This is a genomic window from Selenomonas sp. AB3002, assembly GCF_000702545.1.
Taxonomy (GTDB): Bacteria; Bacillota; Negativicutes; order Selenomonadales; family Selenomonadaceae; genus Selenomonas_B; species Selenomonas_B ruminantium_A.
In genome coordinates this window covers 877,862-891,244 of sequence record NZ_JNIO01000008.1, presented here as the reverse complement: position 1 = coordinate 891,244, position 13,383 = coordinate 877,862, and the positions used below count along the sequence as shown (strand labels likewise).

Annotated in this window: 13 protein-coding genes; 11 read left to right on the top strand and 2 right to left on the bottom strand. The window is 44.5% G+C overall.

Annotated features, from left to right (window positions below; genetic code table 11):
* Window positions 1-31: 31 nt before the first annotated feature.
* Genes P159_RS19525 through P159_RS0112015 form a run of 9 tightly spaced genes read left to right on the top strand, consistent with a single transcriptional unit; the run spans window position 32 to window position 9,533 of the window.
* Complete coding sequence (locus P159_RS19525; protein WP_029544377.1) at window positions 32-1,288, top strand: glycosyltransferase family 2 protein; 1,257 nt, start codon at window positions 32-34, stop codon at window positions 1,286-1,288.
* Between the two features lie 2 nt (window positions 1,289-1,290).
* On the top strand, window positions 1,291-2,007 hold the full coding sequence (locus tag P159_RS0112050; protein ID WP_029544376.1) for an IspD/TarI family cytidylyltransferase: 717 nt from the start codon (window positions 1,291-1,293) through the stop codon (window positions 2,005-2,007).
* An 11-nt stretch (window positions 2,008-2,018) separates the two neighbouring features.
* Window positions 2,019-3,086, top strand: coding sequence for an NAD-dependent epimerase/dehydratase family protein (locus tag P159_RS0112045; RefSeq protein WP_029544374.1), 1,068 nt, complete (start codon window positions 2,019-2,021; stop codon window positions 3,084-3,086).
* 24 nt (window positions 3,087-3,110) lie between these two features.
* Window positions 3,111-4,586: a CDP-glycerol glycerophosphotransferase family protein gene (locus P159_RS0112040; RefSeq protein WP_029544373.1), complete on the top strand. Its 1,476-nt coding sequence runs from the start codon at window positions 3,111-3,113 to the stop codon at window positions 4,584-4,586.
* Window positions 4,587-4,599: 13 nt separating this feature from the next.
* The gene (locus tag P159_RS0112035; protein ID WP_029544371.1) at window positions 4,600-5,901 is read left to right on the top strand and encodes a glycosyltransferase; all 1,302 of its coding nucleotides are present in this window, start codon (window positions 4,600-4,602) and stop codon (window positions 5,899-5,901) included.
* Between the two features lie 19 nt (window positions 5,902-5,920).
* The gene (locus P159_RS0112030; protein ID WP_029544369.1) at window positions 5,921-7,081 is read left to right on the top strand and encodes a glycosyltransferase family 2 protein; all 1,161 of its coding nucleotides are present in this window, start codon (window positions 5,921-5,923) and stop codon (window positions 7,079-7,081) included.
* A 60-nt stretch (window positions 7,082-7,141) separates the two neighbouring features.
* Complete coding sequence (locus P159_RS0112025) at window positions 7,142-7,807, top strand: ribulose-phosphate 3-epimerase (protein WP_029544367.1); 666 nt, start codon at window positions 7,142-7,144, stop codon at window positions 7,805-7,807.
* Window positions 7,804-8,508 carry an IspD/TarI family cytidylyltransferase gene (locus P159_RS0112020; protein ID WP_029544365.1) on the top strand — a complete coding sequence of 235 codons (705 nt, stop codon included), beginning with the start codon at window positions 7,804-7,806 and terminating at the stop codon, window positions 8,506-8,508. The genes P159_RS0112025 and P159_RS0112020 overlap by 4 nt, the downstream gene beginning before the upstream one ends.
* Window positions 8,505-9,533 carry a galactitol-1-phosphate 5-dehydrogenase gene (locus tag P159_RS0112015; protein WP_029544364.1) on the top strand — a complete coding sequence of 343 codons (1,029 nt, stop codon included), beginning with the start codon at window positions 8,505-8,507 and terminating at the stop codon, window positions 9,531-9,533. Before P159_RS0112020 ends, P159_RS0112015 begins: the two co-directional genes overlap by 4 nt.
* A gap of 754 nt (window positions 9,534-10,287) precedes the next feature.
* Here P159_RS0112015 and P159_RS19520 read toward each other — a convergent pair.
* The gene (locus tag P159_RS19520) at window positions 10,288-10,731 is read right to left on the bottom strand and encodes a hypothetical protein (RefSeq protein WP_051650335.1); all 444 of its coding nucleotides are present in this window, start codon (window positions 10,729-10,731) and stop codon (window positions 10,288-10,290) included.
* Window positions 10,732-10,869, bottom strand: a complete 138-nt coding sequence (locus P159_RS20690) for a hypothetical protein (RefSeq protein ID WP_185753723.1) — start codon at window positions 10,867-10,869, stop codon at window positions 10,732-10,734.
* Window positions 10,870-11,136: 267 nt separating this feature from the next.
* On the opposite strand from P159_RS20690, the gene rsmH reads away from it, so the two are divergent.
* Together rsmH and P159_RS0112000 are read left to right on the top strand one after the other, a co-directional pair.
* Complete coding sequence (rsmH, locus tag P159_RS0112005; RefSeq protein ID WP_029544362.1) at window positions 11,137-12,234, top strand: 16S rRNA (cytosine(1402)-N(4))-methyltransferase RsmH; 1,098 nt, start codon at window positions 11,137-11,139, stop codon at window positions 12,232-12,234.
* A gap of 86 nt (window positions 12,235-12,320) precedes the next feature.
* Window positions 12,321-13,364, top strand: coding sequence for an extracellular solute-binding protein (locus P159_RS0112000; protein ID WP_029544360.1), 1,044 nt, complete (start codon window positions 12,321-12,323; stop codon window positions 13,362-13,364).
* Window positions 13,365-13,383: the final 19 nt, after the last annotated feature.

The following is a 13,383-nucleotide window of genomic DNA, read 5'->3' as shown; positions in this document are numbered from 1 at the left end:
GTGGATATTTCAAGAGGTTAGGTGATGCTAAATGAACATTTGCATTAGCATAATTATACCTATGTATAATGTGGAAATGTATATAGAAGAATGCTTAGGCAGTATTATAAATCAGACGCTGTATGATATTGAAATTTTGTGCATCGATGATGGTTCTTTTGACAAAACTATCAGTATTGTTGAAGAAGTTATAAAAAAGGATTATAGGATAAAACTGTTGAAACATTCGCATGAAGGCGTATCTTTTGCAAGAAATGCCGGTATAGAAATTGCTTGTGGCAAATATATAATGTTTGTGGATGGAGATGATATATTATGCGATTCGTCTGTTTTAGAAACATTATATGTGAATGCGGAAGTTAATAAAGTCTCCATCTGTGGTGGGAATATAATACAGTTTGAAAAGGAATGGGTAAAGGGGGTGAAGTATCCTTTTAACAAGGTTCCTATATTTATTAGGAATGAGGAGAAGTCGTTTGATACATACGGAAATCCGTATGGTTTTACGCGCTTTATTTACAATAGGTTATTTTTATTAAGGAATAATGTGCGGTTTCCTTATTATGATAATTGGGAAGATCCTGTATTTTTGGCAATCGCTTTGTCAAATGCGGAAAGGTTTTATGTGATTAAACAATATGTATATTGTTATAGAAAAGGAATCCATAAAAAGGATTATCGTGTGAAGGATATTGTTGATTATTTAAGTGCTTCGGTTGATTTGATGAGAATCGGATATGAAAATAATAACGATGCTCTGCAAGAAAATACATTAGATGTTTTACATATGAATGAATTGAAACTTTTGCAAATATATAAATATAATCCATCTATTTTACAAGAAAAATTAGATCGGATGCAGAAGTGGGTTCTTTGTTCGGTTAGTGATAGTGAAAAAAGTGTTTTTTTGAAGGAGGGTTATTACAGGCGTAAAATGGAGGATTTTAATAGTTGTGAAAAAAAATTTATAGATAAATGTGTTAAGAGAAAAATAGTAATATACGGTGCTGGAGATTATGGAAATAGACTTTTTGGATTGTTAAAAAAGTATGAGATAAAAGTGGATGGATTTAGTGTAACTTGTATGGAGAAGAATGTAGAGTACTCATACGATGTACCTGTAAAGAGCATTGATATATGGCTTAGAGATAGTGATATTCATGAAAAATCATTTGTTATAAGTATTTATGATGATATACAAAGAGAAAAAATCAAGAGCAGATTGATGAGTGAGAATTTGAATGTGATTGATATGAACGTTGATCTACTTGAAAAATTAGAGGTGTGAGAATGGCTAATATAGCACTTTTGATAGCCGGCGGCTCTGGTAGCCGCATGAAGCAGGATATACCCAAACAGTTCCTTACTGTCAATGAACGACCTGTCATCGTCTATACGCTGGAAGCTTTTGAGAAGCATCCTGAGATAGACGAGATTGCAGTAGTTTGCGTTGAGAGTTGGGAGAATGTCCTGTGGGCTTATGCGAAGCAGTTCAATATCAATAAGCTAAAATATGTTATGAAAGGTGGGAAAAACGGTCAGGACTCTATACGCAACGGCGTGTTCGAGTTGGAGAAGCATCATGCGGCAGATGATATCGTCCTGATCCATGATGCCATCAGGCCAATGGTCTCGGCGGAAATTATTTCAGATAATATCCGTGTGTGCAGGGAGTATGGTAATGCCATCACAGTCATTCCTTGTGCAGAGGCTATGCTTCGGACTGAAGATGGGATAGAGTCCTCGGCTCTATATCCGCGTGATAATCTGAAGCGGACACAGACGCCGCAAGCCTTCAGGCTTGGTGAGATCTGTGATCTTCACAGGAGGGCCTTGGAGGCGGGGATTACCAATTCTGTGGCTTCATGCACGCTGAAGGTAGAGATGGGAGAGAAAGTGTACTTCTCCAGAGGCTCCGAGAAAAATATCAAGTTGACTACCGTGGAGGATATAGATATCTTCAAGGCCCTCCTGATGGCGAAGCGTTCTGATTGGTTGAAGGGATAATAAGGGATAATATGGAACTTTATAATAATAAGCAATGGATAGCAGATATCGATGAAGTGCTGCAGACTTTGCCGGAACTGGTGGAACTGGCAGGCAGCAGGGTATTGGTGACAGGCAGCACCGGTCTTATCTGTTCGGCACTGATAGAATTGCTGGCCAGGTGGAATGATACCCATGAGACGAAGATAGCCATCATTGCCACAGGCCGGATGGAAGCGGGAGTGAGGGCGAGATTCGCGCCATTGCTTGACAGGTCTTGGTTTGATGTGGTGGTCTTCGATGCGGTATCAGGGGAACTGAAGGGTGATATCACCTGCGACTATATCATCCACGGCGCGGGGAATGCTTCGCCCAATAAGATTGTCAGCGAACCGGTGGAAACCATGCTGGGGAATTTCATGGGCACATATAGCCTGCTGGAATATGCCAGGGCAAATCACATCAAAAGGCTTCTGTATATTTCCAGTTCTGAGGTTTATGGCCGCTCGGAGAGCAATGAGCCTTTCAAGACCACAGACTATGGATATGTAGACCTTTTGCAGCCGCGCAGTTCTTATGCCGTGGGGAAAAGAGCTGCAGAGACGCTGTGTGTGTCTTACGGGGCTGAGTGGGGCGTGGATTCGGTGATAGTAAGACCGGGGCATATTTACGGACCTACGGCTCGGGAATCGGATAACAGGGTTTCTTCTGCCTGGGCTTATGCGGCAGCCAGGGGGGAGAATATCGTCATGAAGAGCGACGGCTCGCAGATCAGGAGCTATTGCTATGTGCTGGACTGTGTGACGGCTATCCTCAAAGTGCTGCTCAGAGGCAAGGCTTTGCAGGCCTACAATATCTCAAACATTGAGTCTGTCATCACCATCAGGCAGATGGCGGAGATTTTGGCCAAAGCCGGGGGGTGCGAGGTTCGTACTGAACTGCCAAGTGAGAAGGAGAAACGGGGGTTCAATCCCATGCTGAATTCTTCCCTGGATGCCTCTGCCTTGATTGCCCTGGGCTGGAGTGGCTGTTTTGATGCTTATAGAGGTTTTGATCATACGGTTAAAATCATTAGGGAAACCAGTTTGAAAAAGCTTTGATTTTCGTTTTGCAAAGGAGAAACCATGACAGTTGAAATTCTTCCAGATAGATTTTATGTATATGGAGCAGGACATTACGCCAGAATCTTTATGAGCTGGCTTCAAATGAACAAAATGGAGAATCGAGTCAAAGGGATTGTTGTAACTGATAAAGCAGAAGGGGAAACGGTATTTTGTGGATGTCGTGTATATGGGCTTCAGGATATAAAAACTTATTTGAATAGGGAAATGGTGTACATTGCTGTATCGCAGGACATTTCGCATGGCATTATAAATGAATTGGATATGCTTGGGGCAGAGAATATTCAATTGACAGATTTGGATTTTGAAGATATGGAAGCTGATTTATTTGCTTTTTTTTCTGAAGAAGGAAAATTGTATAATCAAATTGTTGTGTGGAATTTTTGGGGTATGGGATATTATGATCAGTGCAAATATATCATAGAGGAGGTGCATAAGAGGGATAAGGATATAAAGGTTTATTGGGTGCTAAAAGAAGAAAACACAGCGTTGCCAGAATGGATTGAGCCGATAATAATTGGTTCTTATGAATATTATATGGTGATGAGCAGGTCGAGACTCTTGGTAACAAATGTAAATTCGCCGAGCAGTTGCAAATTTAAGCAAAAAAATCAATATTATATATATACTTGGCATGGCATGGGGCCTTCAAAACGACTTGAGTGGGATAGCCCTCTGCACAGAGCGAAAGCTGGAAATGACAAGGAGGTTGTAAAACGACGGTGGAGTGGTGCTGATGTAATGATAGCAGGCTCAAATTTTTGTCATGAGGTGTATCGAAACTCCTTTTTATATGATGGTGTGATAGAAGATTGGGGATACCCGAGAAATGATATTTTTTTCAAAGGAGTATCATTTGAGGATGCAATTAAGGATAGATATAATATAGGAAAAGAAAAGAAAATCATTCTTTATGCACCTACATTCAGGAATGAGCTTATGGAAAGCAGAGACACTGACAGGTTGCAAGAGATTTATGATATAGATCTTTCACTGATCCGTGAAGCAGCTGAAAAACGATTTGCTTCAGAATTTGTTGTTATGTATAGATTTCATAATTATGTTTATAGATATGTCGATATATCTTCATATCAGCAAAATGGAATTGATGTAACTTATTATCCCGATATGCAGGAATTGCTGTCGGCGATTGATATATTGGTTACAGACTATTCTTCATCTATGTGGGATTTCTCATTAAAACGTAAGCCAGTATTTTTATACTATCACGATGCGGAAGAATATGAAGAGAAGTATCAGGGTTTTTATGTGTTTCCAGATAATTATCCATATCCTAAAGGCCATACTACAGAGGAACTCTGTAATGAAATATTGGCTTTTGATGGTGATGTTTATCAAAAAAGACTTGATGAATGGTTTGGAAAATATGGGACCTATGATGATGGCCATGCTTCGGAGCGTGTTGCAGGCAGAATATTAGATGTCATGAAGAATCCAGCTAAATACGGCAAAGGATAAGGAGGGGGGCGCTATGCCTAAAATTTCAATCTTGATGCCAGTTTATAACACATCAAGATTTCTCAGGCAATGTCTGGATAGTGTCCTGTCTCAAACCTTGTCTGATATTGAAATCATATGCATAAATGATGGCTCCACAGATATGTCTTTGGAAATATTGCGAGAGTACGAAGTAAGATTTGCCAATATGCATATTATAGACAAAAAAAATACTGGCTATGGCAACTCACTGAACAGGGGGATTTCTCTGGCAACAGGTGACTACATAGGTATAGTGGAAAGTGATGACTATGTTGATGCTGGCATGTTTGAGCATCTTTACTCGCTTGCAAGCCAGCATGGTTGTGATGTTGTGAAATCCAACTATTTTGAGAATCTCAATGATACTGACGTGTACATCAACAATCTGCATGGCTGCAAAATGAGGCGACCTCTTAGTCTGTTGGATAATAGTGAGCTGCTCTATTGCTCACCGAGTATTTGGTCGGGAATATATAGAAGAGATTTCTTGATCAAGAATGGCATACTCTTCAACGAAACTTCTGGGGCATCATACCAGGATACAGCGTTTTATTTCAAGTGCATTATGATGGCAAAATCAATTTGTCTGACACCTGAAGCATTCCTGCATTACCGTGTGGATAATGCAGATTCATCTGTGAACAGTAATAATAAAATTTTCTGCGTGTGTGATGAATTTGACAATTTAAATGCATATTTAAAAGATAGGGATTTCCCTGTTTCGATTCTTGCGAAACTATGTGAAGTGAAGCATTCTATTTATTGCTGGAATCTGAGGAGAATTTCATCTGATTATAAGGATGAATTTTATCAGCGATTCATAAAAGATTTCAGCAGTGTGGACGATTCAGTCCTGGCTGACTTTTCCTCGTGGAAAAATGCTGAGGCTTTGATGGAGGTAATTAAAGCAAAACACTTTTCAAAGCAATTCAGTGTAGACACTTTCATCAAGCATAGAAGTAATATTTTCATTGCTGATAAAATTATAGATTACTTGGCTCATAGAGGTTTTTGTATATACGGCGCAGGATTGGTTGCACAAAAAGCTATGAGAATGTTAAAGAAGGAGGGGCTTGTTCCAGATAAGGTGGTTGTTACGCATACGGAACGGCATGAAAGTATCTATGGGGTGGAAATTGTCGCCATAAGTGATGCTGGAATCCAGAAAGATGAAACTATGCTTGTGGCTGTGAGCGACAGATATAAATATGAAATTGCAGATATGTTAATAAATGAAGGGTTTAAAGATGTAATACTGATGGATGAAGATGTTATTGCTTGTATGAATATGTAGGATACATATGGAGGTATTTATGGATATAATTACAGTTATTATTCCTGTATATAATATGAGTAAATATCTGGATAAATGCCTTGAATCATTGATGAACCAAACATATAAGGATTATAAAATCATTATGATAGATGATGGCTCTACTGATAATTCTATGGAAAAATGCATGAAATGGAAGCGGCGGGACGAGCGTATCACCGTGGTAAGCCAAAAAAATATGGGACAAGGAGCTGCGCGTAATCTTGGTGTCAGGATGGCTGCATCAGAATATATTACCTTTTTAGATGCGGATGACTGGTGGCATCCTAAGTATATTGAACTCATGCTCAAAGGGACAGAATATGGCAAGCATGATATAATATTGTGCGATATGGTATTTGCATACGCAGATAACTCAATGATTAGTCAAAAAATATCGAGGATAAGGTTGCCAGCTGGGATTGTAGATATTGCAAATGAAAGAAATGTTTTGGGCAGGATTCGCACATTTATGTGCGGAAAAGTTTATCGCAGAAGCTTGCTTACATCATATGGCGTGGAGCAACCGGACTATCCATATGAAGATCTTGCAACAATTCCTTATGTTGTTTCAAAAGCAAAATCAATTTATTATGTACCTCAAGGGTTGTATTATTATCTAAGGAATAGAACAGACAGTACAATAAACAATTTTAAGGCTTTGTCTTTTTTTCCAGATGCTTTGATGGCACTATATAAAAGATTTGAATTAGACAGGACTCTGGACAAGAATTATAATCACCTTAGGCATTTGTTTTGGGGGCAGCTAGCTTTTATTTTCCATAAGATAGATGGTTCTTTCTCATTTGAAAACGAAGGCAAGGCTATAAAGAATCGTACGGTTGAAGTTGTGTGTGGATGCTTTCCGGAACTAAAGAAGATAATGAATGCAAAGTTTATAGTTCCATCGCATAATCATTATCTTTTGGGTGCACTTAAAAAATTGGCTTTGGCTGATGAGGCAATAATTGCTGATGAAACAATAAACAGTGCTGACTATATTATTCGCTTCCGAGGTGAAGATAGTAGCAATTCAAAATATGAAGGAAGAGAGGTATGTATAGATTCTCCAACTGATTTTGCAGATGATGAAGAAAAAATAATGTGGGATTTGGCTGATGACATTTTTTATAATGTAGCCTTGATGGAGTTTCTTCCTTAATTGTTATTGTTTTTGATTTTATTATTGCGGCCTCTTAGGGGCAAGAAGGGACTGAGGTATATGAGTTTTCAGCTGATGGCCTCTATGATGTGCGCAGATTATCGTAATCTGCAGCGGGAGGTAGAGGCGCTTGATGAGGGAGGGATAGATTCCTTCCATATAGATATCATGGACGGAAGATATGTGCCGAATTATGCCATGTCGCTGAATGACCTGCGGTGCATACGTTCGCTTACGGATAAGCCTTTGGATGTGCATCTCATGGTAGAGCACCCAAGCAATACCATTGATATCTTTATCAACAGTCTTCGTCCTGGGGACACTATTTATATACATCCCGAGGCAGAGTATCATCCATCTACAGCATTGCAAAAAATTATCAATGCGGGTCTGATACCTGGCATAGCCATTAATCCTGGCACCAGTTTTGAGACTGTGCATGAGATGCTGCGGATTGTGAACAGCGTCCTGGTGATGGCTGTGAACCCAGGAAACGCGGGGCAGATGTTCCTACCTTATGTGGGGGATAAGATAGAGACACTTTTGTGTGTGAAAGATGATATGAAGTTTGATTTGTATTGGGATGGCGCTTGCGGGGCTGATAAGATCAAAAAGTTTGCGCCCATGGGAGTGAAAGGATTCGTGCTTGGTACGACCTTGCTTTTTGGGCAGTCAAGGTCTTATGGAGAAACATTGAAGGCTATCAGGGAGATGAACTTTTCATGAATATTGTAGTCTTATTGGCAGGAGGCATGGGGAGCCGCATGGGGCAGGATATACCAAAGCAGTTCATCCATGTGAATAATATACCTATCATTATCTATACCTTGCTGGCTTTGGAGCATCATGCCGAGATTGATGCTGTCCAGGCGGTGTGCATCGAGGGTTGGGAGCAGGTGCTGTCCGGCTATGTGAAGCAGTTCAATATCTCGAAATTAAGAGGCATTGTGCCCGGGGGCGCTACCAGGTTTCTTTCTACCAAGGCAGGCATGATGGCACTGGGAGAAGTGGCGGATGATGATGTGCTTATCGTCCACGATGCAGTGCGACCTCTGGTGGCGGCGGATTCTATCTCAGATATGATTCGTGTATGCCATGAGCATGAAAATGCCATGACGGTGCTGGACTGCGCGGATACTATGTACCTGCGCCAGTCACCTGATTCTACGAGCCAGGTGGTGGAAAGGGCAGGGCTGGTGCGGGGGCAGACTCCGGAATGCGTGTCAGGCAGGCGTATGAAGGAGATGTATGCCCTGGCAGCTGAGCAGGGGGTGGAAATAGATTCCATCTCTGCCCTGCAGGTGGCCCTGGGCTGGCAGATTTACTTTGCCAAAGGCAGCGAGAGGAATATCAAGCTGACCCGCACGGAGGATATAGATATGTTTAAGGCCATGCTGGCTACGGAAAGGGATGAGTGGCTGAAATGATGGCATTGAATCTGCACGGTGTGGGGGATTTGCGCTATGAGGAGGTTCCCCGTCCGGAGCGCAAGCCGGGAGAGGTGCTGCTGAAAGTCAAGGCTGTGGGCATCTGTGGTAGCGATATACCAAGAGTGTTTTCCAAGGGAACTTATCATTTTCCTACCATTATAGGGCATGAGTTCGCTGGGGAGATTGTGGAGGCGGAGGACAGTGCCTTAGTTGGGCGTGGCGCTTCCGTGTTCCCTTTGCTGCCCTGTGGACATTGTGAAGCATGTAATCAGGAGCAGTATGCCCGTTGCGCTAACTATGATTACTACGGCTCTCGCCGGGATGGGGCTATGGCAGAGTATCTGGCGGTGAAGCAGGAGAACCTTTGCCTGCTGCCGGAAGGTGTAAGCTATGAAGAAGCTGCCATGAGCGAACCTGCGGCAGTAGCTCTCCATGCTTTTCGCAAGAGTGGCGTGGGGCAGGGGGACACTCTGCTGATTTACGGCATTGGCGCCATTGGCTTGATAGTGGCACAGTGGGCGAAGGCGGCAGGGGTGAAGAATATCATCCTGGTAGCCAGGACAGATGACAAGGTGGAGTTTGCTAAGAAACTCGGCTTTTCTTTGGCAATCAATGCAAAAAAAGAAGACCTTGGCAAACTTGTAGAGAAAGTCACCGAAGGTCGGGGGGCAGACACTTGCATCGAGGGCACAGGTGCGTCGGAGTCTTGGGCAGAGTGCATCTGCCTTGCCAAGCCTGGCGGCAGGGTAGTTTGCATGGGCAATCCCCTTGGCGGCATGAGTCTTCCCCAGGATACTTATTGGAAAATCCTTAGGAAGGAACTAACATTGGTCGGTACTTGGAACAGCAGCTTCGGCAGCCGGGAAAACGACTGGCGAGAGGCTGTACAGGCCATGCAGGACAAGCGGCTGGATTTGGAGAGTCTCATTACCCATAAGTTTTCTTTGGATGAGTACAAGGAGGCATTTGCCCTCATGCACGAGCGCAGGGATATGTACTGCAAGGTTATGTTTGTTATGTGAATGGCTGGAGATTGACTATCAACTATTGAAAATTGCATCTATTTACGTTATAATACGGAGCATAGTTAAGCCTATGGGCATTACTTACATTATATCGTTATTGGCTTCTTTTACCGTTGAGTTACTAAAATTTATATGGGGATGTTCTCTCTCTGATATAACAGTGAGTTCTTTGGTAGGAGTGGTTATCATGTTACACTTTGCTAAATATGTTTTTGTGTGGGCATATCATGGGGCAGTTGCATTGGCATTAGCCCACACATCTAGGACATTTTTATATGGAGTGGAGCTTTAAGCGATTCTTGTGGTAATGGTTGGATGATATGCCCCACCAGAAGATAATGACCAGCGAAAAGGACAATTTTTTGCTGGTTTTTATTTATAGTAAAGTTAGAATACGATTACAATAGCGTAAGAAGACGCTTATAATTAAGTGAAAAAATTCCCCACTCAGCCGCTTGATAGGGCGGAGGGGGAGATAGCTACTTAAAGCATGCCCAAGTTGTGCGCCAGTTCCTTGATGCGCGGCAACGACAGATGGGAGGCTCTCCACTAGAGACAGGTCCATATGGTCGAGAATCATGTTCGTGGCATGTTCTTTAGTCTCTGCCAAGGCTTTAAGGCTATCTTCTTCGCGTGCATTTTTCTATACCAGCGCTAAAATTGCACATATCAGCCATTACTTTCTCAAGTTCTGGGGTAATTTCAATGTGGAACTAAGCGATGGCAGTTTTAGCAGGAAGAATCTACATTGTCAGGCGATACCGTATTTCTTGTATAGTTCATTGCGTAGCTTTTCGCTTTCGGTAGCTGCCTTGATTTCATCGCTTTTACCTATCGAAAGTAGGTGAGATATAAGCCTGGCGAGGCGGTTCTCACCCTCGACCCGGCCTTTCTCAATCCCTCGTCTCTCTATACCAGCACTAAGATTGCACATATCAGCCACTCCTTTCTCAAGTTCCGGAGTAATCTCAATATGGAACTCATTAGCTAATTTCTCTCGCTTTTCTGCAGCAGTGAGATCGTTATCCTTAAACACAAGATTTAGCATGCCAAGCAGTCCGGTCAGCTCGCTGTACTTCTTCGGCCCCAGGCAGACCATGACAACATCCAGAAGGTCGTAGTTTGCCTTCTTTGCTTTGACCTTGCCTTCGATGTTCTCCTCCGTCATCTTGTAGCGGGTGATGGTGTATTCCATCTACTGGCTGGGATTGGTGCAAATCCAGATGGAGTAGACCTTCTTGATCTTGCCGTAGTCGGACTTGACGAATACCGTGCCGTACTGGCTGGAAATCATACGACTGCAGTAATAGATACCACGTTTCGTATAGGGCACCTTTTGGGTCTTTGGATGTAGGTTCTGCCATTGGAGGCTCCTTTCTTTCCTATAGGGATATTCTACCATAAGAAGAAGGTTCAGACAACGAAATGGTGCACTATGAAGCTGGATAATAACTTATGAAGCAAATAAAGTAAGGGTATAGTGCTTAATGAGATGCCCGATAGCTATGGCCTGCCTTTTATATTGCAAGGTGTCCTTGTATTTTCCTGCATCATGTAGTAATATCTACCAATACATATGAAAGAATCTGGAGGTAAGCAAATGTCCGAGACCCATAAGCGCCGTCCTCACTACAGCGGCAAGTATCCCCGTCGCTTCGAGGAGAAGTACAAGGAACTGCAGCCGGAGAAGTACGGCGGGGAGATAGAGCATGTGATAGCCAAGGGCAATACTCCTGCAGGGATGCATATTCCCATCATGGTGAAGGAGATATTGGAGGTGCTGGCCATCAAGCCCGGGGAGAAGGGCTTTGATGCAACCTTGGGCTATGGCGGCCATACCAGGGCTATGCTGGAGGCCTTGCGGGGGCAGGGACATCTTATCAGTGGGGATATTGACCCCCTTGAGTCGGCCAAGACTGAGAGGCGCCTTCGCGAGGCGGGCTTTGGACCTGAGCTTTGGGAGCTTCGGAATATGAACTTTTGCCAGATTGATGAATTGGCAGAAGAAGCAGGGGCTTTTGATTTCATTCTGGCAGATCTTGGCGTGTCCTCCATGCAGATAGACAATCCGGAGCGGGGCTTCAGCTATAAGGCCGACGGGCCCTTGGACCTGCGGCTGAATCCTGAGGCAGGGCTTACCGCTGCCCAGCGGCTGGCTGAAGTGGGCAGGGAGGAACTGGTGGGCATGCTCTATGAGAATGCTGATGAACCCTATGCTGAGGAAATTGCCCGTCAGATCATAAACAGCAGGAAAAAGGGAAAATGCCCCCGGACAACGAAAGAACTCTACGATGAAGTAGCAATTGCTTTGGCAAAGATTGACCTGCCTAAAGAGGTGTTCGAGCGCACAGGCTACAGCAGCAAGAAACAGGAAGCTGCTCGCAGGGATATGGTAAAGAAGAGTGCCACCCGCGTATTCCAGGCTCTGCGCATAGATATCAACCATGAGTATGAGGTGCTCTATGAGTTCATGGAGAAACTGCCTTATGCCCTGGCTCCGGGAGGAAGGGTGGCTATCCTTACTTTCCATTCCGGAGAAGACCGCATTGTGAAGAAAGCTTTCAAGGCCTTCAGGCAGCAGGGCCTGTACAGCGAGGTGGCAGATGAGGTGGTACGGCCTGGCAGGGAAGAATGCAGAGCCAATCCCCGGGCCCACTCCACCAAGCTGCGCTGGGCCGTGCGGGCTGATGATTTATGACTTTTCCTTGCCTGTCGCTTCTGGCAATGGTACAATGAAATGTACTAGTTATGTAAGTGTTCGTTTTATTGAGAGGTATGTTTAGCATGAGACGCTATACATCACTGCTGGTGACAGCCTTCCTGCTTTTGATAGTGGTGGTGCTGGGCTCCGGCTATCTGGCGGTGGCTGACCATGACGGGGGGAAGAAGCCCCTCAGGGAAATCACTGCCTATACCAATCTGCCTACGGAGACGGCGGTTGTGCTGACCAATGCCTATGAGTCTGCCAGCGGCGTCAGGGTGAATTTCGTGCCTCTGGGCCGGGAGGAGATACTGGACAGGCTCAAGGCTCAGGCAGAGGGAGAAGGGGCTGGACAGGCTGCTTTGGTGCTGGGGGACAGCGAGCTCCTTTACAGGGCGGCTGCTATGGGCTACCTTTTGCCCTACATGTCGGAGCACGGGGATCAGGTGCCGGAAAAGTTCCGCCAGACGGAAGGATACTGGATTGGTGTCTGGTATGACCCCATAGTCTTCTGCGTCAATCAGGATTACCTGAAGGCCAGGCAGCAGGTGCCTGATACCTGGCAAGCTCTGGCTGCGGCGCCCAATGTGCGGGTGGGGGTGACGGATTTCCTGGCGGCAGATGCCTCAGCCAATCTTCTCCTCAGCATGATTGCCCAGTTTGGCGATACGGCAGCCTATGATATCTGGCGGCAGATTCATCCCAAGGTGGTGCAGTATGCCCATTACCTTTCCAATCCTGTGCGCCAGGCAGGCATGGGCGAGGTTGACGTGGCGGTGGCAGTGGAGAGCGAGACTTTGCGCTATATCCATGATGGCTACCCCTTGAAAGTCATCTATCCTGCCGATGGCACGTCTGCCATGGTGACGGGCACGGGCATTGCTTTCAAGACTTCGGCTCAGGATGAGCAGGCTGCCAAGGCCTTTGCTGACTGGCTGCTGTCCGATGAGGCCCAGCTGGCCTTGCAGAGCCAGGGCTTCTATTTCCTGCCCACCAATCCGGGCACTATGGCTTACAAGACCTTTGCGGGAAAGAATCTCCTGCTGTTCAGCGTTCGTCCCCAGTTCAATGCCCAGCAGAGGCATGATTTGCTGGACCGTTGGGTGAAGGAAGTTCGGTTCAATTGACAAGAGGGCTGCTTGCGGG